Source organism: Pseudomonas sp. 1121_17, assembly GCF_052850745.1.
On record NZ_VXCX01000001.1, the window covers coordinates 314,965 to 335,548 of the forward strand.

Annotated in this window: 16 protein-coding genes; 3 read left to right on the forward strand and 13 right to left on the reverse strand. The window is 64.8% G+C overall.

From position 1 onward, the window contains the following. Window positions 1-3 precede the first annotated feature (3 nt). From FW789_RS01520 to FW789_RS01530, 3 genes are all read left to right on the forward strand, one after another. The gene (locus FW789_RS01520) at window positions 4-2,379 is read left to right on the forward strand and encodes an efflux RND transporter permease subunit (RefSeq protein ID WP_103438825.1); all 2,376 of its coding nucleotides are present in this window, start codon (window positions 4-6) and stop codon (window positions 2,377-2,379) included. A gap of 86 nt (window positions 2,380-2,465) precedes the next feature. Further along, the gene (locus FW789_RS01525; protein ID WP_186700157.1) at window positions 2,466-2,786 is read left to right on the forward strand and encodes a DUF5629 family protein; all 321 of its coding nucleotides are present in this window, start codon (window positions 2,466-2,468) and stop codon (window positions 2,784-2,786) included. Further along, a complete protein-coding gene (locus FW789_RS01530) occupies window positions 2,752-3,888 on the forward strand; it encodes a lactonase family protein (protein WP_446431046.1) in 1,137 nt (378 codons plus the stop codon). The genes FW789_RS01525 and FW789_RS01530 overlap by 35 nt, the downstream gene beginning before the upstream one ends. Window position 3,889: 1 nt before the next feature. Here FW789_RS01530 and FW789_RS01535 read toward each other — a convergent pair whose 3' ends face one another. The 13 genes from FW789_RS01535 to FW789_RS01595 all read right to left on the reverse strand — a co-directional run bounded on the left by FW789_RS01535 (window position 3,890) and on the right by FW789_RS01595 (window position 20,258). Then, a complete protein-coding gene (locus FW789_RS01535; RefSeq protein WP_103438082.1) occupies window positions 3,890-4,483 on the reverse strand; it encodes a glutathione S-transferase in 594 nt (197 codons plus the stop codon). Further along, window positions 4,480-8,124 (reverse strand): AAA family ATPase, encoded by a 3,645-nt coding sequence (locus FW789_RS01540; protein WP_103438081.1) that lies wholly within the window; start codon window positions 8,122-8,124, stop codon window positions 4,480-4,482. The genes FW789_RS01535 and FW789_RS01540 overlap by 4 nt, the downstream gene beginning before the upstream one ends. Continuing rightward, window positions 8,121-9,359 (reverse strand): exonuclease SbcCD subunit D C-terminal domain-containing protein, encoded by a 1,239-nt coding sequence (locus FW789_RS01545; RefSeq protein ID WP_411562793.1) that lies wholly within the window; start codon window positions 9,357-9,359, stop codon window positions 8,121-8,123. The genes FW789_RS01540 and FW789_RS01545 overlap by 4 nt, the downstream gene beginning before the upstream one ends. A gap of 77 nt (window positions 9,360-9,436) precedes the next feature. Further along, on the reverse strand, window positions 9,437-11,068 hold the full coding sequence (locus FW789_RS01550; protein ID WP_207072970.1) for a BatD family protein: 1,632 nt from the start codon (window positions 11,066-11,068) through the stop codon (window positions 9,437-9,439). Beyond that, window positions 11,065-12,789, reverse strand: a complete 1,725-nt coding sequence (locus FW789_RS01555) for a VWA domain-containing protein (RefSeq protein WP_446430799.1) — start codon at window positions 12,787-12,789, stop codon at window positions 11,065-11,067. Before FW789_RS01555 ends, FW789_RS01550 begins: the two co-directional genes overlap by 4 nt. Beyond that, a complete protein-coding gene (locus FW789_RS01560) occupies window positions 12,786-13,862 on the reverse strand; it encodes a vWA domain-containing protein (protein WP_103438077.1) in 1,077 nt (358 codons plus the stop codon). The genes FW789_RS01555 and FW789_RS01560 overlap by 4 nt, the downstream gene beginning before the upstream one ends. Then, window positions 13,855-14,349 (reverse strand): DUF4381 domain-containing protein, encoded by a 495-nt coding sequence (locus FW789_RS01565; protein ID WP_103438076.1) that lies wholly within the window; start codon window positions 14,347-14,349, stop codon window positions 13,855-13,857. Before FW789_RS01565 ends, FW789_RS01560 begins: the two co-directional genes overlap by 8 nt. Further along, window positions 14,346-15,290 (reverse strand): DUF58 domain-containing protein, encoded by a 945-nt coding sequence (locus tag FW789_RS01570; protein WP_103438075.1) that lies wholly within the window; start codon window positions 15,288-15,290, stop codon window positions 14,346-14,348. The genes FW789_RS01565 and FW789_RS01570 overlap by 4 nt, the downstream gene beginning before the upstream one ends. 4 nt (window positions 15,291-15,294) lie before the next feature. Further along, window positions 15,295-16,254, reverse strand: coding sequence for an AAA family ATPase (locus tag FW789_RS01575; protein WP_101321346.1), 960 nt, complete (start codon window positions 16,252-16,254; stop codon window positions 15,295-15,297). Window positions 16,255-16,450: 196 nt separating this feature from the next. Next, on the reverse strand, window positions 16,451-17,779 hold the full coding sequence (locus FW789_RS01580) for an MFS transporter (protein ID WP_101321344.1): 1,329 nt from the start codon (window positions 17,777-17,779) through the stop codon (window positions 16,451-16,453). 38 nt (window positions 17,780-17,817) lie between these two features. Then, window positions 17,818-19,011, reverse strand: coding sequence for an L-2-hydroxyglutarate oxidase (gene lhgO, locus FW789_RS01585; protein ID WP_411562796.1), 1,194 nt, complete (start codon window positions 19,009-19,011; stop codon window positions 17,818-17,820). Window positions 19,012-19,111: 100 nt separating this feature from the next. After that, complete coding sequence (locus FW789_RS01590) at window positions 19,112-19,822, reverse strand: FadR/GntR family transcriptional regulator (RefSeq protein ID WP_103438073.1); 711 nt, start codon at window positions 19,820-19,822, stop codon at window positions 19,112-19,114. An 82-nt stretch (window positions 19,823-19,904) separates the two neighbouring features. Then, the gene (locus tag FW789_RS01595) at window positions 19,905-20,258 is read right to left on the reverse strand and encodes a hypothetical protein (RefSeq protein ID WP_101321337.1); all 354 of its coding nucleotides are present in this window, start codon (window positions 20,256-20,258) and stop codon (window positions 19,905-19,907) included. Between the last annotated feature and the right edge of the window lie 326 nt (window positions 20,259-20,584).

Here is a 20,584-nt window from a genome sequence, read left to right on the forward strand (position 1 = left end):
GACATGCCCCAGCATCATCAGGACAAACCCACCCTGCTCGAGCGGATGATCTTCAACAACCGCCCGGTAGTGATCGGCCTCTGCCTGCTGGTGAGCATCCTGCTGTTCTGGCAGGCCACGCAGATTCGTCCCTCGACCAGTTTCGAGAAGATGATCCCGCTGCAGCACCCGTTCATCGAACAGATGCTCGAGCACCGCAATGACCTGGCCAACCTCGGCAACACCGTGCGCATCTCGGTCGAGGCGGTCAACGGCGACATCTTCGACAAGGATTACATGGAGACCCTGCGCCAGATCCATGACGAGGTGTTCTATATCCCGGGTGTCGACCGCGCCGGCTTGAAGTCGCTGTGGAGCCCCAGCGTGCGCTGGACCGAGGTCACCGAAGAAGGCTTCGCCGGTGGCGAGGTGATCCCCAACACCTACGATGGCACCGCACAAAGCCTCGATCAGCTGCGCGACAACGTGCTCAAGTCCGGCCAGGTCGGGCGCCTGGTGGCGAACAACTTCAAGTCGAGCATCGTCGACGTGCCGCTGCTGGAGAGCTACCCCGATCCGCAGGACCCGGGCAAGCAGGTCAAGCTCGACTACCAGCAGTTCTCGCACCAGCTGGAAGAGAAGATCCGCGACAAGTTCCAGGCGCAGAACCCCAATGTGAAGATCCACATCGTCGGCTTTGCGAAAAAAGTCGGTGACCTGATCGACGGCCTGGTGATGGTGGTGCTGTTCTTCGGCGTGGCGCTGGCGATCACCTGGGTCCTGCTGTACTGGTTCACCTGGTGTATCCGCAGCACCATTGCCGTGTTGATCACCACCCTGGTGGCGGTGGTCTGGCAGTTGGGCCTGATGCACGCGGTGGGCTTTGGCCTCGACCCTTACTCGATGCTGGTGCCGTTCCTGATCTTTGCCATCGGTATTTCCCACGGGGTGCAGAAGATCAACGGCATCGCCCTGCAGTCCAGTGGCGCCGACAATGCCCTGACCGCTGCGCGGCGGACCTTCCGCCAGCTGTTCCTGCCGGGGATGATCGCGATTCTGGCCGACGCGGTGGGCTTCATCACTCTGCTGATCATCGACATTGGCGTGATCCGCGAGCTGGCCATCGGCGCCTCGATCGGCGTGGCGGTGATTGTCTTCACCAACCTGATCCTGCTGCCGGTGGCGATCTCCTATGTCGGCATCAGCAAAAAGGCCGTCGAGCGCTCCAAGCGTGACGCCACCCGCGAGCACCCGTTCTGGCGCCTGCTGGCCAACTTTGCCAGCCCTAAAGTGGCACCGGTGTCGGTTGCGCTGGCGCTGGTGGCCTTTGGCGGCGGCCTCTGGTACAGCCAGAACCTGAAGATCGGCGACCTCGACCCGGGTGCCCCGGAGCTGCGCCCGGACTCGCGCTACAACCAGGACAACCACTTCATCATCAGCAACTACTCGACCAGTTCCGATGTGCTGGTGATCATGGTCAAGACGCCCTCTGAGAGCTGCTCGATCCACTCGACCCTGGCCCCCATCGACGAGCTGATGTGGACTATGCAGAACACCCCCGGGGTGCAGTCGGCAATCTCCCTGGTGAGTGTGTCCAAGCAGATGATCCGCGGCATGAACGAGGGCAACCTGAAATGGGAAACCCTCTCGCGCAACCCGGATGTGCTCAACAGCTCGGTGGCCCGCGCCGACGGCCTGTACAACGCTGACTGTTCGCTGGCGCCGGTGCTGGTGTTCCTCAACGACCACAAGGCAGAAACCCTTGAGCGCGTCACCGCCGCAGCCAAGGCCTTTGCCGATACGCACAACCGTGACGGCTTGCAGTTCCTTCTGGCGGCCGGCAATGCCGGCATCGAGGCGGCCACCAACGAGGTGATCAAGTCGGCCGAGCTGACCATTCTGATTCTGGTCTACCTATGCGTGGCGATCATGTGCCTGATTACCTTCCGTTCGTTTGCCGCGATGCTGTGCATCGTCCTGCCGCTGGTGCTGACCTCGGTGCTGGGCAACGCGCTGATGGCGTTCATGGGCATCGGCGTCAAGGTCGCGACCTTGCCGGTGGTAGCGCTTGGCGTGGGTATCGGGGTCGACTACGGTATCTATATCTACAGCCGTCTGGAGAGCTTCCTGCGTGCTGGTCTGCCGTTGCAGGAGGCCTACTACCAGACCCTGCGCTCGACCGGCAAGGCGGTGCTGTTCACCGGCTTGTGCCTGGCAATCGGCGTGTGCACCTGGATCTTCTCGGCGATCAAGTTCCAGGCCGATATGGGTCTGATGCTGACCTTCATGCTGCTCTGGAACATGTTCGGTGCACTCTGGCTGCTGCCGGCACTGGCGCGCTTCCTGATCAAGCCAGAAAAACTGGCAGGCAAGCAGGGCGGCTCGATCTTCGCCCATTGACGCTTGTGCGGTCAGGCCGCTGCGGTGAGCAGCGGGCCTGGCCCAGGTTTGGTTATACTGGACGCTTTGCGCATCAAGGTAGCCCCATGACCACCCTCGCCACTGCCCTCGCCACCAGCGACATGCTCCTGATCGATGGCCTGCACGCCTTCGGTTTCACCTTCGACGCCAGCGGCCTGGTGATCGAATGCATGGACGGGCGCAACCTCAAACGCTGGAAATTCACTGCCGAACAGGTCGCGGCCGCGGTTGGCGCGGGCGAAGAGTGGCGCCTCAACGATGACCAGGGCGAGCATGAGCTAGTCTGCATGAGTGCCGTGTACGGCTCGGACGAAGACGATGACGAGCAAGACGATGACGACCAAGAAGACGATCAGCCGCACCTGGAAAACCCTGTTGAGCGCTAGTGCCCTGAGCGCGGTGCTCGGCACTGCGCAGGCCGCCACCCTGCTGGTTGGCAGCTACACCGAAGGCACCGCCAGCGAGGGTATCTATCGATATCAGTTCGACACAGCCAACGGCCGTATCGAGCCGACCCCGCTGCAGGTGGTGAAGACGGTCAGCCCGTCCTGGCTGGTGCTGTCGGCTGATCAGCGCCTACTGTTCGCCGTCAATGAAACCCCGCAGGGCCATGTCAGCAGTTTTGCGCTGAGCAGCAAGGGCGTGATCACGCCACTGAACCAAGTGTCCAGCGCCGGCGATGAGCCGACCCACGCCAGCCTCAGCCAGGACCAGCGCTACCTGTTCGTCGCCAACTACGCGGTCACGCCCGACCCAGGTGGCAGCCTGGTGGTGCTACCAGTGGCCAAGGACGGCAAGCTCGGCGACAAGGTGCAGCAGTTGGTGCACACGCCAAGCAAGGTCAACCCGGAGCGCCAGGCCGGCGCCCATGTGCATTCGGTCGTGCCTTCGGCCGAAGGCCTGCGTCTGTACGCCAGCGATCTGGGCGCCGACCGGGTGTTTGTCTACGCCTACGACGGCGCCAGCCCGACGCAGCCGCTGAGCCCGGCAACGCCGGCTTCGGTGAGCCTGCCGCCGGGCAGCGGCCCGCGGCATCTGTTGTTTGACGCGCTGGGCAAGCACGCCTATCTGACCCTCGAGATGAGCGCTGAAGTGGTGATGTTCGATGTGCGTGACGATGCCCTGATCGAGCGCCAGCGTCTGCTGCTGACCGACAGCCAAGACCCTGCCGCCAAGGCCGGCGGCGGCTTGCACCTGTCGGCCGATGGGCGTTTCCTCTATGTCAGCAATCGCGGCACGGCCAATCAGATCGTGGTGTTTGCGATCGGCAAGCAAGATGGCCAGTTGAGCCTGTTGCAGCGGCGTTCGGTTGAGGGCGACCACCCACGTGAATTCGCTATCGATCCAAGCGGCAAATATTTATTGGTGGCGAATCAGAAGAGCAACCAGATCGTGGTCATGCACCGCGACCCACGCACCGGCCAACTGGGTGAAACGCTGCAGAAGTTCGACCAGCCGGCCCCGTCGCACCTGAAGTTTCTCGACTGAGTCAGCGCGCCATCACGGCCTTGAACAGGTCTGACGCAAGCCAGCCCTGCAACCAGTCACGCAGTTGGGGGTAGGGCGCCTGGGCGAACCATAAAGGCTCGACCCCGGCGAACTGACGCAGCAACGGCAACAACGCGGCGTCGGCCAGGCTTGGGTGCTGGGCCAGCAGGTACGGCCTGCCTTGCAGCAGCGCTTCCAGCTCCTCAAGCCATGATTCGGCCTGCAGGCGGTACTCCTCGCGAGTGTGCTCGGGGTAACGCTCGGCATACTTGTACAGGTTGACCTGCGCCTTGAAGGTGCTGTCATTGCGAGCAATCAGGGCGTGCGCCTGTACAGCTGCCGCTGGATCAGCGCGCAGTAGCCAGTCCTGCGGGTCATGCTGAAGCAAGGCCCAGCGCATGATATCCAGGCTCTCTTCCAGCACCCCGGCGCCGGTGTCCAGCACCGGCACCGTGCCTTTGGGCGACAACGCCAGCAGCTCGGCCGGCTTGTGCTTCATCGACACTTCACACACCTCGACGGTGCAGCCGGCATACGCCAGCGCCAGCCGCGCGCGCATGGCCCAGGGGCAGCGGCGAAACGAGTAGAGGATCATCCGCAGACCTCCACCTCGCTCAGGCCATTGCCCTGGCGCCGGACCTGGATCTGCACCGGGATGCGCTCGTGCATCTCCTGGACGTGGGAGATCACTGCCACCTTGCGCCCTTGCGCCTGCAGGCCGTCCAGCGCATCCATCGCCAGTTGCAGTGACTCGGGGTCAAGGCTGCCGAAACCTTCGTCAATGAACAGCGATTCGATGCGCAGGGTGCTCGAGGCCATCGAGGCCAGGCCCAGGGCCAAGGCCAGCGACACCAGGAAGGTCTCGCCGCCGGACAACGAGTGCACCGAGCGCAGTTCGTCGCCCATCTCGGTATCCAGCACCAAGAGGCCCAGTGCGCTGCCGCCACGCTTGAGGCGGTAGCGCTTGGCCAACTGACGCAGTTGGCTGTTGGCATGGTGCAGCAGCAGGTCGAGGTTGTAGCCCTGAGCGATCTTGCGGAACACATCGCCCGAGGCCGAGCCGATCAAGCCGTTCAGGCGCGCCCAGCGTTGCCACTGTTGCTGGGCCTGCTCGATCTCAGCGGCAAGGGCGCTGTGCGCGTGTTGCCGGCGTTGGTCGTCGGCCTGCTGCGCGCGCAGCTCGGCGCATTGTTGCTCGTGCCCGACCAGCTGTTGCTGCAAGTCGGCGAGGTGCTGCTCGATTTGCTCGCTGGACAGCTCGGTCCGAGCCTGTTGGTTGTGCTGTTGCAGGCGCTGCTCGCGCTCCTGCAGCAGTACCCGGCCTTGCTCGATGGCCTTGTCGACGCTATGCAGTTGCTGGCGCAGCGCGTCCAGCGTGGCTTCATCGACACTGAGCAAGCGCTCAAGGCCCGCATCATCGAGTTCTGGATGGGCCGCTCGCCATTGGCTGATCTGGCCCTGCAGCGTCTGCTGTTCCTGCTCCAAGGCCTGCTGGCGTTGCTGATTGGCCTTGAGTTCAGCAGCCAGTTGCACGCTTTGGCTGTGAGCGTCCTGCAGCGCCTGCGCGGTGCTGGCCTCAAAGCCGCGCGCGTGCTCGACCTGCTGCTCAAGGTGCTGCTGCCAGGCACCGGCATTGGCGTGTTCGCCAAGCAGTTCGGCGAGCACGCTGCGCGCCTGTTGCTGCTGCTCGGCAAGGCTTGCGAGTTGTCTGTGCAGCTCGCTCTGGCGTTGCAGCCGGCTCTGCTGCTGGTCGGCCAGACGCTGCTGCTTTTGCAGGCGTTGTTGCTGCTGGTTTTGCTCGTCCTTTTGCTGCTCCAGCTGTTGCAGGCGCTGGGCCACCTGTTGATCGAGGGCGAGAAACGCATGGGCTGGCTCGTCGCGCAGGGCCTTGAGGATATCGCCGGGAAGGATCTCGGCAAAATCGGCCAGGGTCTGCTCCAGGCGTTGCTGATCGGCGGCCATGGCCTGGTGCTGCTGATCCAGGCGCTGCTGTGCTTGCTGCTGCGCGTCGCTGGCGGCCTGCACTTGCTGGGTCAGTCGGGCGGCGTCTTTCTGCAGGGTGAGCAGGGCGCTCTGGCGCTGCTCGTCGCGGTTGATTTCTTCTTCGAGGCGGCGCAGCTGGCCGTCCAGCCAGGCACTGCGGGTGCTGTCGGTTTGGGTGCTGAGCGATGGCCACAAGGCGTGCGCTTGCAGCTCCTGCTGCAGCGGTTGCAGTTGTTCGCTCAGTTGTAGCTGTTGCTGCTGGTACTCCTTGCCCTGAGTGTTGAGCATGCCGACCTGGGTGCGCAACTCGACCACGCGGGCATTGAGCGCCTCGACCTGAGCCAGCGCTGCAGCCTCTTCGACCTGGTCATGCCGGCCCAGGCTTTGCAGCAGGGCTTCAGGCTGATGGAACGGGTGCTCGGCGCTGCCGCACACCGGGCACGGCTCGCCATCACGCAGTTGCCCGCGCAGCTCCTCGACACTGGTGTTGCGCGCCAGGCGTTGGCGTTCAAGCAGTTGCCGGGTCAATGTCAGAGCCTGCTCGGCGGTGTCCAGTTCGGCCTTGGTCGCCTGGCCTTCGCTGATCAGTTGCTGACGCTGCTGCAAGCCTTGCTGCTGACGTTCGCGCACGCTGTGCAGGGTGTGCTGCAGTTCCTGCTCGCGAGCGTGCAGGCGGGACAATTGCTCGACCGCGCGCTGCTGCTTGCGCTGCTCCTGGAGCAAGGTGCCGAGCAGGTCCAGCTGTTCGGCCAGGGCGTGCGGTTCGGCGCCGGCTTCGTGGAACAGCAGCTCGATGGCGGCGCGTTGCTCCTGCAGCAGGGCATTGGCCTGGCTGGCCTGGGCTTGCAGGCTTGGCAACTCGTCGCGGCCTTGGCTGAGGCGGTTGCCGATCTGCAGCAGTTGCTGCAACTGGCCGCGGTAGGCCTGCCAGGCGCTGCTGATAGCAGCCAGTGCGGCGCTGTCGGCCAGCGCGGCGTCGATGGCGGCGAGCTGCTGCTGGCTGTGCTGCTGTTGTTGCTCAAGCTGCTGCAGCTGCGACTGGCCTTCGCTGACGGCCTGATCGGCTTGGGCACCGACAATGCCCAACTGCGCCAGCTCTGTGTCGAGGCGGGCCAGGTTGTCCTGAGCAGCAAACGCCTGGCGCAGGTTCGCGGCGCTGTCGGTGTGTTTAGCCTGCGCTTGTGCCAGCGCCTCGCGGGCGGCTTGCAGGGCCTGCTGCAACTGCTCGCTATGGCTGTGCAGGTTGTGCTGCTCAACCAGTTGCGCCGCGACCGCTGCGGCCAGCGGGGTAAGCTCGCCGGCCAGCGCCAGTTGCCGCTGGAACTGATGACGCTGCGGCGCCAGGCGCTCGAGGTGTTGCAGGTCCAGGCGCTGTCCGGCCAGTTGCTGCCAGTCGTGTTCGGCACTGTGCAAGGCCTCGCGAGCCGCGCTGAGTTGCTGCTGCAGCTGCACCTGGTCGCGCAGCCAGGCGCGTTGCTGGTCCAGTTCGCGTTCGCGCGCCTGCTCGGCCTTGAGCAGCTGTTGCGCCTGCTCCAGGCGCTGGTCAAGCTCGGTACGCTCGGTCTCGACCATCGGCAACAGGTGGCTGGCGCGCTCTTGCAAGCCCTGATAGATCTCGCCGGCCTGCTTGGCCTTGGCAAACGCCCGTTGGCCGAGGCGGGTGTAGATGGCGGTGTTGGTGAGCTTTTCCAGCAAGTCGCTGCGCTCGCGGTCATCGGCCTTGAGAAACGCGCTGAACTCGCTCTGGGCGAGCATCACGGCGCGGGTGAACTGCTCGAAGTTCAGGCCCAGGCGTGCCTCGACCAGTTGCTTGTATTCGTTTTTGCCGCTGCCCAGCAGTTGCTCGCCATCCAGGTCGTAGAGGCTCTGGCGACTCATCTGCAACTTGCCATTGGCCTTGTCGCGGGCGCGGTTGGCCTCCCAGCGGGCGCGGTAACGCTTGCCGTCGATACCGACGAAGTCAACTTCGGCATAGCCGCTGCCGGTGCCGCGCCGCAGCAGGTTGCGCGGGTCATAGGTGGGGATGTCGCCATCGGCGTCCGGCACCTTGGCCTCACGGCCGATGTCATTGAGCCGCGGCACGCTGCCGAACAGTGCCAGGCACAGGGCGTCGAGAAGGGTGCTCTTGCCGGCGCCGGTGGGGCCGGTAATCGCGAACAGGCCGGCACTGGCCAAGGGTTCGGCGGTGAAGTCGATGTCGATCGGGCCTGCCAGCGAGGCGAGGTTTTTCAGGCGTATGGCCAGAATTTTCATGGCTGCTGCTCCTCGAGCTGTACATCCTGCAGGAGCAGGGCAAAGTCGCTCAGGGTCTGCTCATCGACCGGGTTGCCGTAGGCCTGCTCCCAGACGCGGCTGAACAGGTCTTGCGGAGTCATCTGACTGAGTTCGACGAACTGCAATTGGTCCTCGTCCAGCGCGCTGCGGCCGGCGTACTCGGCGCTGATCCGCACCAGCCGCACCGCTTTGCCTTGCAGGGCGCTCTCGATCTGCTGGCGCAGGTCGGGCTGCGGTTCGTCGAGGCGCACGCGCACCTCCAGCCAGGGTTGGCGGTTGGGGTCTTCCAGCAGGTCGATCACCGGCAGCTCGGCCAGTTGCTCGAGCAGCTCGGCCAGCGGCGCCGGGCCGATCCGCTGCAACGCCACGGCCCGTGGGACCAGGCGCGGCTCGACGCTGACCAGTTGGCTGCCTTCAAGCTCGATCTCCAGCACTTGGTGCGGATAGCCGATCTCGGCAAACGACAACGGAATCGGCGAGCCGCTGTAGCGGATGCGCTCCTCGCGGTTGACCTTCTGCGGCTTGTGCAGATGGCCCAGGGCAACGTAGCTGATGGCGGGATCGAACAGCTTGGCCGGCAGCGCTTCAGCGTTGCCGATGATCAGGCTGCGTTCGGAATCTTCCGAGATCGAGCCACCGGCCATGTGCGCATGGCTGATGGCGACCAGCGCCTGGTCTTTCTTGCGCTTGGCCATGGCGGCTTTGATCAGTTGCTGGTGCACCTGGGTGATGCCCTGCACGTAGTCGTCGCCCAGCTGCGGGCCGGTGACTTCGGCCGGGCGCAGGAACGGCAGGGCCAGGCACCAGGCGGCGACCTTGCCACGGCTGTTGGTCAGCGGGATCAGCAAGCGCTCAGCGTCGAGCTGGCCCTCATCGAGCCAGTGCACCCGGCCCAGGGCGTGGGTGCGCAGGCGGCGCATGAGCAGGCCGGGCAGCTCGATGCGCGAGCCGGAGTCGTGGTTGCCGGCGATCATCACGATGTCCAGCTTGGGCTGTTGCTCGTGGGCCTCGACGATGAACTGGTAGAGCCGCTCCTGGGCTTTGACCGGCGGGTTGACCGTGTCGAAGATATCGCCGGCGATCAGCAGCGCATCGGGTTGGCGCAAGTGCAGCTGGCCCAGCAGCCAGGTGAGAAAGCAGGCGTGTTCGAAGTCGCGTTCCTGGCCATGCAGGCTTTGGCCAAGGTGCCAGTCGGAGGTGTGGAACAGACGCATGAATAACCTGTTTGAAGTGAATTCGAGGGAAGCAGTGGTCGCGGCGTATGGTAACTCAACGGGTCAGTCGCGCCGGGCTACTTCGGATAGAGCGGCGGCAAGCTGCCGCCATCGCCGACCGGGTCGAGCAACTGCTCGGCCGGCGGAATGGCATTGATCGCGCGCCACAGGTCGTCGCCCTGCCAGTGCTGGCCGCTCTCGCTGTACAGCGCGCCGTTCAAGCCATCCAGCGCGTCCGACAGCGGCACGAAGCGCGCCGCCATCTCGGCCAGCGTCTCCGGATGCTGGCGCGCCCAGGCATCCAGGGCCTGGCGGGTCGCCTGCGGGTCGTTGGCCTGGCACGCGCGTTTAAGGTCATCGAGCAAGGTCCGCGGGCTCGGGCCGGTCTGCGCCGCACGCAGCACCGCCGGCTGCGAGCGGGCTCGCCACCACAGGGTGAAACCGAGCACGGTGCTCAGGGCCAGCAGCAGGGTTGCCAGTTGCCACGGCCAGAGCAGGCGACTGGATGAACTGCTGTCACCCACCGGCGTCTCGGCGCTCAGGGCTGGGTTGTCCTGCACGCTTAGGCTGCGCGCCGGCAGGCTGGTGTTTTCCAGATGGTCTTCGCGGGTGTTCCACCAGGTGACTTCCAGCGCCGGCAGAGTCAACTCGCCGCTGTGGGTAGGCACCAGCGCTTCGCGCTCTTCGCGGTTGGCGGTCAGGCCGCGCTCGGTGACCTCGTTGCGCAGCAGTGGCTGGTCCGGGTAGCGGCGCAGGCCAATGATTTCGGTGGCCGGCAGCGGCGCCAGCTGGGTGCTGGAGAGGCCGTCGGCGCGCAGGGTAATACTGCGCGTCAGCGAGTCGCCGATCTGCACGGTCTGTTTGCTCGGGTCCGGGTTCCAGTGTTCTTCCAGGGTCAGGCTGCGCGCCGGCAGCCAGGCGGCGCCGGCTGGGTAATTGGCCGGTATCGGCCGCACGTTCAGGCGCAGCGGCAACGAGCTGACCTGGACCTGGCGGCCTGCGCGCGGGGCAGCAGATGGCTGCTCGCCGGTATCAGCGGCAGCAGCGGTGGCGGTAAAGGTCATCGGTGGAATATCGAGCGTGCCGCTTTGCTGCGGATACAGCGCATAGCGCGTTTCGATCACGCCATGGCGCACGCCGTTGATCTCTTTCTCATAGGTGCGCGACTCACCCAGCGGCTCGACCTTGGCGTTGTCCAGTTGCAATGGGCTGAGGCTGCTGTCGTCATACAGCGACACTGAATGATAGATGCGCAGGGTCAGCACGGCCTGGGCCTGAACGTAGACATCGTTGCTGTCCAGGGTTGCTTCGACAAACACCTGGGAGGCGCTTTCCGGCCGGTTGTCGCCGGCCTGCAGCACTTGCACCTCGATCGGCTGGCTGAACGACCGGCCCAGTTGCAGCGCAGGAATGCTCAGGCTGCCGCTGCGCCTTGGCAGCAGGGTGATGATCCAGCGGGTGCTGGCGCGGGTCTCGCCATCCAGCGTGTGCAGGCTGTTGAGCTGGCGCGTGCCACGCACATCGAAGTCGCCTTCCAGCGCACGCAGGTCGGGCTTGCCGAACTGGGTGACGTCCTCGCTTTCGAGGATCAGCTCCAAGGTTTCGCCGGCTTCCAGGCGGGTGCGATCGACGCTGGCCAGCAGCGGCGGTTGGGCCTGGACCTGAAGCATCCAGAACAGACTGACAAGCAAGACGCCGCAGCGACTCATCGTGGGGTTTCCTGATGCAATTGCTGTTCATACCAGAATTTGCGCCGCAGCAGCTGCGCAGGGTTGTCCGGGATCTCCCGCAGCCACTGTTCCAGGGCCTGGCGTTGTTCGCCATCGAGGCTGGTGGAAACCGGGCGTTGCGGTGGTTGGGTTAGGTTGTCGTCGTCACCTGCCTGATTGCCGGCGGGGGGCGGGGTGTTGCTGGCCTTGTCGCCTTGCTCCTGGCCGGCCTTGGCTTGCGGCTGGTCGGCATCGCCGGGGGCCTGATCGCTGGCCGAGCTGCTGTTGCCGTCGGTGTCCTTGCCCGGGGCGCTCTGTGCATTTTCCTTGGCTTGCTGCTCCTCGGCTTTGGCCTTGGCCTGGCGCTGCAGCAGCAATTGCTGGACCAGCGCCTGGTTATCCAGCGCCGCTTGCAGATCCGGGCGCCGTTCCAGGGCCTGCTCGTAGGCGTCCAGGGCGGCTTCCAGCTGATCGGCGCGAGCCAGTGCGTTGCCTCGATTGTAGTGCGCGGCGGCGGAACTGCCTTGGGCGAAGGCCTTGGCCGCGCCTTCGTAGTCGCCGGCCTGGTACAGGGCCATGCCGCGCCATTGCGGGTCTTCGAAGTGGCGCGCGGCAGCGGCGGGGCGCTGCTGTTCCAGCAGGCGCTGGCCTTGCTGGTCGGGGCGCAGCCACAGGTCGTTGAATTCAAAGGCTTGGCTGGGCTGCGGCAGGGAGAACAGCAGCGGCAGGCAGAACAGCCAGCCACGCCGCCCGGCGCAGGCGGCCAACAGCAGCAGCGGCAGCAGCAACCAGTAACCCTGATCAGCCCAGCTGTCCAGTTGCACGGTCTGACCGTCGCTGCGCAGGGCGCGTGGATTGTCGTACAGGCCCAGGCCGCGCAGGTCGAGGTCGTCGATGCGGGCGTGGCGGTAGCGGCCACCGGTGCTGCTGATGAAAGCCTTGAGGCTGGCGCTGTCCAGTCGTGGCAAGAGGATTGCGCCTTGCTCATCCTTGAGGAACTCACCGTTGGCCTGGCGGACCGGCGCGCCTTCGCTGCTGCCGATGCCGAGCATCAACAGGTTTGGTCCTTGCCGGCCCAGGGCACGCAGAATGCCATCGCGTTCACTGTTGCTCAGGGATGAGCCGATCAATAGCAGGCGGCCTTGGCCGAGGCCGCTCTGGGCGAGCAGGGCCAGCCCCTTTTGCACGGCGAGGTCGGCGCGTTGGCCGGGTTGCGGCATGATCGACGGATCAATCGCTTCCAGCAGGTTACGCGTGGTGCCAAGGTCATCCGACAGCGGCACCAGCGTGTGCGCACTGCCGGCGTAAACCACCAGCGCGGTCTGGCTGTCGCGGCGGTGCTCGAGCAGATCGAGGATCTTGCGTCGGGCCTGTTCGAGGCGATTCGGCGTGCTGTCCTCGGCGAGCATCTGCGGGGTCAGCTCGAGCATGATCACCAGCGGGTCGGCCGGGCGCTGGCGGGTTTCCTCGACGCGTTGCCAGCTGCTGCCGAGCAGGGCCAGTACGATCAGTAGCCAGGCGCCGCCGAGGGCGATCCATGGCAGCTTGCTGTTGCTGCCACTGCCGCCACCGAGCAATACCGCATGAAACTGCGCCGGCAGAATCATCTGCCAGCGGCCCGCGCGCTTGCGCCGATGCCACAGCTTGAACAGCAGCCAGACGAGCAGCGGCACGGCCAGCAACCACAGCGGGCGCAGCCATTGGGGCCACAGATCGATCATCGCCGCCTCCGCAGGCGCAGACGCTTGAGGCGCTGGCGCCATTCGGGGTGCGGTTGCAGAAAACGTGGCCGGCGCAGGGCGCGCTGCAGCAGGTTGTCTGGCCACAGCGTGGTAATCACCAACAACACGCTGAGCAGCAGCACCAGAGCCAGCGGCCAGGCGTAGAGTTCTTTCGCGGTGCGGGTCTGGGTCGGTTGCTGAGCGACCGGTTCAAGCTGATCGAGGCTGTCGCCGATGGCATCCAGTTCAGCACCATCATGGGCGCGGAAGTATTTGCCGTGGGTGATGTCGGCGATTTCGCGCAGCGACGCTTCGTCCAGGTCCAGGCTTGGGTTGAGGCCGAGTAAACCGGGGGTGCCGCTGGCTTCGGGGTTGGCACCAATGCCGATGGTATAGATGCGCACGTTCTCCTGGGCCGCCAGGCGGGCCGCGGTCAGCGGATGAATCTGCCCGCCGTTGTTGGCGCCGTCGGTGATCAGCACCAGCACCCGGCTCTGCGCCGGGCGTTGGCGCAGGCGCTTGACGGCCAGGCCAATGGCGTCGCCGATGGCGGTATTTTTGCCGGCGATGCCGATCTGCGCTTCGTCGAGGAAGGTGCGCACGGTACGTCGGTCGAAGGTCAGCGGCGCTTGCAGGTAGGCCTCGCTGCCGAACAGGATCAAGCCGACCCGGTCGCCCTGGCGATTCTGGAGAAAGTCGCCCATCAGCGCCTTGACCAGGTCCAGCCGGCTGATTTCGTCGTTCTGCCACTGCATGTCGGGGAAGTCCATCGAGCCGGACACATCAACGGCCACCAGCAGGTCGCGACCGCTGGCTTCCACCGGTACCGGTTCGCCCAGCCACTGCGGCCGCGCCGCTGCCAACAGCAGCAGCAGCCAGATCAGCACGAACGGCGCCTGCTGGCGCCAAGTGGGCAGATTGAGACGGGCACGGCGCCCGGCCAGGCCTTCGAGTTCGTTCATGAAGCCGACCTTGAGCACCGGCTCGCCGCTGTCGGCAGCCGGCAGCACCAGCCGCGCCAGCCACGGCAGCGGCAGCAGCACGAAGATCCACGGCCAGGCCAGTTCAAACATGCTTGCGAATCCAGGTTTCGACCGCCTGGCTGAGGCCGACGATGGCTTTGTCGTCGAGCTTGCACTCGGGCTTGTAGGTGCCTTCGACCAGCACCATCCAGCGGGTCAAGCCTGCCGCCGGGCAGCGGTTGTCGAGAAACGCCAGCCACTGCCGGCCACTCAGGGTATGGCTGTTAGCGCCCGGATAATGGTTGCGGCACAGGCGTTTGAGCAGCGCGTTGATCTGCTGCAGCCAGGCACCGGCCGGCGCGCCGTCGTAGGGGCGCGGCAGGCGCGCGAGTTCGGCCAGGGCTGCTTCGCGGACCGGGTCAAGCGGCAGTTCGGCGCGCACTACGCGGCGCTTGCCCGGGCGCCAGTGGCGCTGTCGCCACAGGCCCCAGGCGAGCACCGGCAGCAGTGCCAGCAGCAGCCACCAGCCGGGCGCCGGTGGCCATAGGCTGATCGCTGGCGGCGCCAGCAACGGCTGCAGCTCGTCCAGCGGGTTCACTTGCGGTGCCCCGGGCGCTGCGCGTTGAGGTATTCACGCAGTTGCTCGACCATCTCGCTCTGGGTGCTCAGCGGCATCAGCACCACACGCAGCTTCTGCGCCAGCAGCTCCCAACGCTCGATCCGCGCTTCGGCTTGCTGGCGGTAGGCCTGGCGCAGATTGCTGTCGAGGGTATCCAGCTCCAACTGCGCGCCGCGTTGGCCGAAGCGCAGCAGGCCGGCGGCAGGCAGGGCATGATCGAGTGGGTCGGAAACCGGCATCAGCAGCACATCGCAATGGCGTGAGAGCATCGACAGGTGCTGCTCGATGCCTTCGCTGAGGGCGCGCTCATCGCAGATGACGATGGCCAGGCTACCCGGGCGCAGCACTTCGCGCGCCCGGCGCAGGGCCAGCGACAGGCTGTCGGCCTGAGGCACGGCCTCGGGGTGCAGTGACTGATTGACCTTGGCCAGGCGGTTGAGCAGCTGCAACAGGCTTTGCTTGCTGCGCCTAGGCTTGACTTCATAGTGCTCGTTATCGCCGAACACCAGCCCGCCGATGCGGTCGTTGTGGCCCAGTGCCGCCCAACCGAACAGCGCCGCCGCCTGAGCGGCCAGCACCGATTTGAAGGTCAGCCCGGAGCTGAAGAACAAGCGCTGGCTCTGCTCGACCATGATGAAGATCGGCCGCTCGCGCTCTTCATGGAACAGCTTGGTGTGCGGCTCCTGGGTGCGCGCGGTCACCCGCCAGTCGATGTTGCGCACGTCGTCGCCGGCCTGGTAGACCCGCACCTGGTCGAAATCGACTCCACGCCCGCGCAGCTTCGACAGGTGCAGGCCCACCAGCGGGCTGCGCTGGCCGGGCCGCGAGAACAGCTGAATCTCACGCACGCGGTGGCGCATGTCGATCAGCTCGCTGAGACTGGTACGGATACCGGGTTCGGCCAACGGGGCGGCAGGCATGGCTTCAGGCGACTGCGACGACGTCGAGGATACGCTGGACCACGCGGTCCTGATCGACCCCGGCCGCTTCCGCCTCGAACGACAGGATCACCCTGTGGCGCAGCACATCGAACAGCACTGCCTGGATATCCTCGGGGCTGACGAAGTCGCGCCCGGCCAGCCAGGCGTGCGCGCGGGCGCAACGGTCAAGCGCGATCGATCCACGCGGGCTGGCGCCGTAGGCGATCCAGTCGGCCAGGTCGCTGTCGAACTTGGCCGGGGTGCGCGTGGCCATCACCAGTTGCACCAGGTATTCCTCCACTGCATCGGCCATGTACAGGCCGAGGATTTCCTTGCGCGCAGCAAAAATCGCCTGCTGGCTGACCCGCCGCTCGGGCTTGGTCTCGCCGTTCAGCGCCTCGCCGCGGGCCTGCTGCAGAATGCGCCGTTCGACTGCCGCGTCGGGGAAGCCCATCTTGACGTGCATCAGGAAGCGGTCGAGCTGAGCTTCGGGCAGCGGGTAGGTGCCTTCCTGCTCGATCGGGTTCTGCGTGGCCATCACCAGAAACAGCGGCGACAGGTCGTAGGTGCTGCGGCCGACACTGACCTGGCGCTCGGCCATGGCTTCGAGCAGCGCTGACTGGACCTTGGCCGGGGCACGGTTGATTTCGTCGGCCAGTACCAGGTTGTGGAAGATCGGCCCTTGCTGGAAGACGAAGCTGCCGGTTTCCGGGCGGTAGATTTCGGTGCCGGTGATGTCGGCAGGGAGTAGGTCGGGGGTGAACTGGATGCGGTGGAACTGCGCCTCGACGCCCTCGGCCAGCTCCTTGATCGCCTTGGTCTTGGCCAGCCCCGGGGCGCCTTCGACCAGCATGTGGCCGTCGGCCAGGAGGACGATCAGCAGGCGTTCGACCAGTTTTTCCTGGCCCAGGATCTGGGAGGAAAGAAAGGTGCGTAGCGCGTTCAGCGCTTCACGGTGTTCCATCGGCGACGGTTCCTGGAGAGGGGCCGGGGATGTTGCCAGCAGGCAGCCCGGGCAGGGCCTGCTACTTTAATCCATCCGGGGTGGTGACGACCAATGGCAGAGGCGAAATTTATCGCTGGCACAGGCTGTTGGGCGTCACGGGCCACTGCCCTGTTTGCGGTGAAGTCGCCAACAGGGCGGTGGCGCTGGGCGGCCGTCAGTTTTTCGAGCTGGAGTGCTTGCGGCCTTGATCAAAGAATGCAAACACCACTACCAGTATCCCGGCAATGGTCAGCATCAGCGCGACGCCGTCGGTGGAATGCGTCGCCGAGCTGGCCACCAGGGCCAGCCCGCCCAACGGCGCCAGCCCGCCGGCCACGGCGGTACCGACTTCGCGGCCCGTGCCAAACCCGGATGAGCGGGTCTGGGTCGGGAACTGGCGGCTGAGGAACGAGCCCTGCGGGGCAAACATCATCGGAGCCAGAATCCCGGTGCCGATCCCGATCGCCAGGTAGATCATGCTCGGCTCGCCGGTGCTCAGCAACTGCAGGAATGGGTAGGCGAACAGGGCAGACAGCACGCCACCCAGCATCAGCACGGTCTTGCTGCTCCAACGGTCGCACAGCCAACCGAAGAACGGCACGGCAAAGATCGCAACCAGGCTGGCGATGGTCACCGACAGCGACGTGACGTGCGCCTCTACACCCTTGAACTGGGTCAGGTAGGCCAGCGAGAACGTCTTGAAGATGTAGCTCAGGGCGTTGTAGCCGATGGCGACGAAGAACACCACGGCGAGGCCTTTCAGGTCATTTTTGAACAGCAGTTTCAGCGGTGATATCTGCGGCTTGGCGTCGGAGCGATCGAGTTCCTTGAAGTCTGGGGTTTCCGGAATGCTCTTGCGCACCCACAGGCCCACGGCCACCAGCACGATGCTGGCAATGAACGGTATGCGCCAGCCACCGGCGAGCAGGAAGTCATTGCCATTCATGGTCAACAGGTAGACGGTCAGCGACGACAGCAGCAGGCCCAGATTCAAGCCCAGTGCCGGCCAGGCGCCTTGGCTGCCGCGCTTGCCTTCGCTGGCATGTTCATAGGAGGTAACGGCCGCCCCCGACAGCTCTGCGCCCGCACCCAGGCCTTGAATGATCCGGATCACCACCAGCAGGATCGGCGCCCACACGCCGATCGTTGCATAGCTTGGAATCAAGCCGATCAGCGCGGTGCATACGCCCATCATGCAAAAGGTGATCACCAGTACGTGTTTGCGTCCGAACCGGTCGCCCAGGTAGCCGAACAGGACGCCGCCGAAGGGCCGGGCGATGAAGCCGATGGCGAATGTCGAGAACGCCAGCAGCGATGCTACGGCAGGGTTGCTGGCATCGAAGAAGATCTTCGAGAAGACGATCGCGGCCATGGTGGCGTACAGGTAAAAGTCGTACCACTCCAGCATTGAGCCGAAAATGGTCGCCGCGGCCACCTTGCGCAGGCGTTTGCGTGTCTGTTCTGGCGTTTCACTTGCGGTCACTGCTGCTTGATGTACCGACATCTGATGGTCCTTATTGTCTTTGTAGTTAGGGGTGCAGCTCAGCGGGCGTTGAGGATCTTTTCGGCGATCATCTGACCGATGGGGATGGCCGAGGTGGCAGCGGGCGAGGGCGCATTGCAGACATGCACCATGCGCGGTGTCTCGGCGAACAGAAAGTCATGTACCAGGCTGCCGTCACGCATCACTGCCTGGGCACGGATGCCGGCTTCGTAGGGCAGCAGGTCGTCGACCTCGAGCGACGGGCAGTATTTGCGGCACTGCTGCAGATAGCCGCGTTTGAACAGCGAGTTCTTCATCTCGGCGGTGCCCGAGCCGAGGTTGTTCCAGAGGGTTTTCCAGAAGCCAGGGAAGCGCGCGAATTCGCCGATATCGGCCCAGTTGCGGGCGAACTTGCGGTAATCCTCGCGGGCAAAGCCGAGTACCGCGTTTGGTCCGACGGTGACACTGCCGTCGATCATGCGGGTCAGGTGGACCCCCAGAAACGGCAGTTGCGGATCCGGAATCGGATAGATCAGGTGGTTGACGATCTGGCTTTTGCTCGCAGGCAAGCGGTAGTACTCGCCACGGAACGGGATGATCTGGTGATTGATGCGCACGCCGGCCAGGCGTGCCAGGCGGTCGGACTGCAAACCCGCGCAGGCCACCAACTGGCGCGCCTGCCAGCGGTGCTCGTCGCTGCATACTTCGACATGCTCGGGGTATTCCTTGATCGAGCGGACGCTGGTCGACAAGCGCAGCTCGCCGCCAGCGCGTTCGATTACCTTGGCCATGGCCTGGCACACCTGGCGGTAATCGACGATCCCGGTGGCATCGACGAACAGCGCGCCCAGCCCGGCGATGTTGGGTTCGCGGCGGTTGAGCTCAGCGGCGTCGAGCTGCTCGACCTTCAACCCGTTTTCCTGCGAGCGCTGATACAGCGCCTGCATGCGCTGCATCTCCAGTTCATTGGAGGCAACCAGCAGTTTGCCGCAGACCTGGAAATGGATGCCGTGTTCGCTGCAGAAGTCTTTGGTCGCTTGCGCGCCGCGTTTGCACAGCTCGGCCTTGAGACTGCCAGGCGCATAGTAAATCCCGGCATGGATCACGCCGCTGTTGTGCCCGGTCTGGTGGCGACCGAGGCTGGCCTCTTTTTCCACGATCAGCAACGAAGCGCCGGGGCGCTGCTCGAGCAGTGCCATCGCTGTGGCCAGGCCGACGATGCCGCCGCCGATGATCAAGTAGTCGTAAGTCATGCAGGGTACCTTGGCATTCTTGTCAGTGGATCTGCTTATCAGGTTGTCAGACTAAGTGGTGCGTTAAAAACCCTGCCTTGATTGGGCAGGGTCGGTTTGCTCAGTTCAGTTCAGGAAGCTCGATTTTCAGGCGTTTGGCCGAGGCCCGCAGATGCGCTTCGGCACAGCTCGCAGCGGCGTGACGGTCGCCATCGGCGATGGCCTGGTACAACGCCTGATGTTCCCGGTTGGCGTCTGCCGGGCCGCCCACTGCAGGCGACGCCGAGTTTTCCCAGGCACGCTGCCGAGCGGCGGCCAACTGGCTGCCGAGAAAGTCATGAAAGGCGACGAAGTAGTCGTTCTTGCTCGCCTCGGCGATGGCCCGGTGAAAGGCCACGTCGGCGGCCGCGGCGGCGGCCAGGTCATTGCGCGGGTCGAGCATCTGCTCCAGCGCTGCAGCGATGTTGCTCAGGTCGCCGGCATCGCGGCGACGGGCAGCGATGGCGGCCGCTTGGGTTTCGATCCACAGGCGCATTTCGAACATCTGCACCAGATCAGGCTTGCGCCCGTTGCTGCCGGGGAAGCGAAACACCGTGCCATGGGGGGTCTGCGAGATATACGAGCCCAGGCCACGACGGGCGATCAGCACCCCATCGGCCTTGAGCTGAGCCACTGCCTCGCGCACCACCGAGCGGCTGACGTTGAGTTGCTCGGCCAGTTGCTGTTCGGTGGGCAGGCGCGCTTCGGCAGCCAGACGGCCGCTGTCGATTTCCGCACGGATGGCGCCGACAACCCTTTCTACCAGGGTGTCTGGGCGCTGTAGCTCTAGCATGGACGGATTGCCTATTGATCAGGTTGTCAGACAATGCCCGTTACCCGCTGTGTCTGTCAATTATTTCTCCAGCTCAGCCAGATTACAGCTCGCTGACGTAAGTGCCGGTGCCGTTAAGAATGATCCGCAAGGTCTCGTCGATTTCGGCCAGGTCATTGCCGTCACTGGTCAATACGATCTCCAGGGTCTCATCGCCCTTGAGGGCGTCGGTGTCACCAGCGGCAACTTCCAGCAGCAGGCGCTTGGCGCTGAAGGTGATTTTGATGCCGTCCAGGGTCGACGGCTCATCGTCCAGGGTCAGGTCGACGGTGTCTTCGTCCGGGTAGCGGGTCAGCAGAAACATCTGGCCCTGGTCGCTGTGGCAGCACAGGGTCGCCATGTTGTCTTCTTCATCATCGCAAGGGGTGGCGAACAGCAGGGGGGTGGTCAGTTGCATGGTCGGCTCGAATTGACGAAATGAAATGGAATTCTGCCAGTCTTGGGCCGTTCCATAAACGAATGTTACCGGGCCTTGACCGAATATGTCGCAGCGCTGCAAGCCGCGGTGACCGCTCAGTCGTTAAGCTGCGCAGTCGATGGGTCCCCGTAAAGGCACAGCCACAGGCAGTCGCTTTTGCAGGTACCCAACAGATGAGCGTGGCAAACACGCTCAGCGCCTGGTTTCATCGGCCTGTTTTGCCCCGGGTTGCTATTGTTGATCCCAGGCAACACGCACATGCACGACGCTTCACTACAAAACAAAGCCCAAGCGGAGTACCACAG

Excerpts from the sequence above, each read along its gene's own strand:
- FW789_RS01540 (WP_103438081.1), bottom strand. The coding sequence starts at position 8,124 with ATGAAAATTCTGGCCATACGCCTGAAAAACCTCGCCTCGCTGGCAGGC.
- FW789_RS01545 (WP_411562793.1), bottom strand. The coding sequence starts at position 9,359 with ATGCGTCTGTTCCACACCTCCGACTGGCACCTTGGCCAAAGCCTGCAT.
- FW789_RS01570 (WP_103438075.1), bottom strand. The coding sequence starts at position 15,290 with ATGCCTGCCGCCCCGTTGGCCGAACCCGGTATCCGTACCAGTCTCAGC.
- FW789_RS01580 (WP_101321344.1), bottom strand. The coding sequence starts at position 17,779 with ATGTCGGTACATCAAGCAGCAGTGACCGCAAGTGAAACGCCAGAACAG.
- FW789_RS01550 (WP_207072970.1), bottom strand. The coding sequence starts at position 11,068 with ATGAGTCGCTGCGGCGTCTTGCTTGTCAGTCTGTTCTGGATGCTTCAG.
- FW789_RS01575 (WP_101321346.1), bottom strand. The coding sequence starts at position 16,254 with ATGGAACACCGTGAAGCGCTGAACGCGCTACGCACCTTTCTTTCCTCC.
- FW789_RS01590 (WP_103438073.1), bottom strand. The coding sequence starts at position 19,822 with ATGCTAGAGCTACAGCGCCCAGACACCCTGGTAGAAAGGGTTGTCGGC.
- FW789_RS01595 (WP_101321337.1), bottom strand. The coding sequence starts at position 20,258 with ATGCAACTGACCACCCCCCTGCTGTTCGCCACCCCTTGCGATGATGAA.
- FW789_RS01555 (WP_446430799.1), bottom strand. The coding sequence starts at position 12,789 with ATGATCGATCTGTGGCCCCAATGGCTGCGCCCGCTGTGGTTGCTGGCC.
- FW789_RS01560 (WP_103438077.1), bottom strand. The coding sequence starts at position 13,862 with ATGTTTGAACTGGCCTGGCCGTGGATCTTCGTGCTGCTGCCGCTGCCG.
- FW789_RS01525 (WP_186700157.1), top strand. The coding sequence starts at position 2,466 with ATGACCACCCTCGCCACTGCCCTCGCCACCAGCGACATGCTCCTGATC.
- FW789_RS01520 (WP_103438825.1), top strand. The coding sequence starts at position 4 with ATGCCCCAGCATCATCAGGACAAACCCACCCTGCTCGAGCGGATGATC.
- lhgO (WP_411562796.1), bottom strand. The coding sequence starts at position 19,011 with ATGACTTACGACTACTTGATCATCGGCGGCGGCATCGTCGGCCTGGCC.
- FW789_RS01535 (WP_103438082.1), bottom strand. The coding sequence starts at position 4,483 with ATGATCCTCTACTCGTTTCGCCGCTGCCCCTGGGCCATGCGCGCGCGG.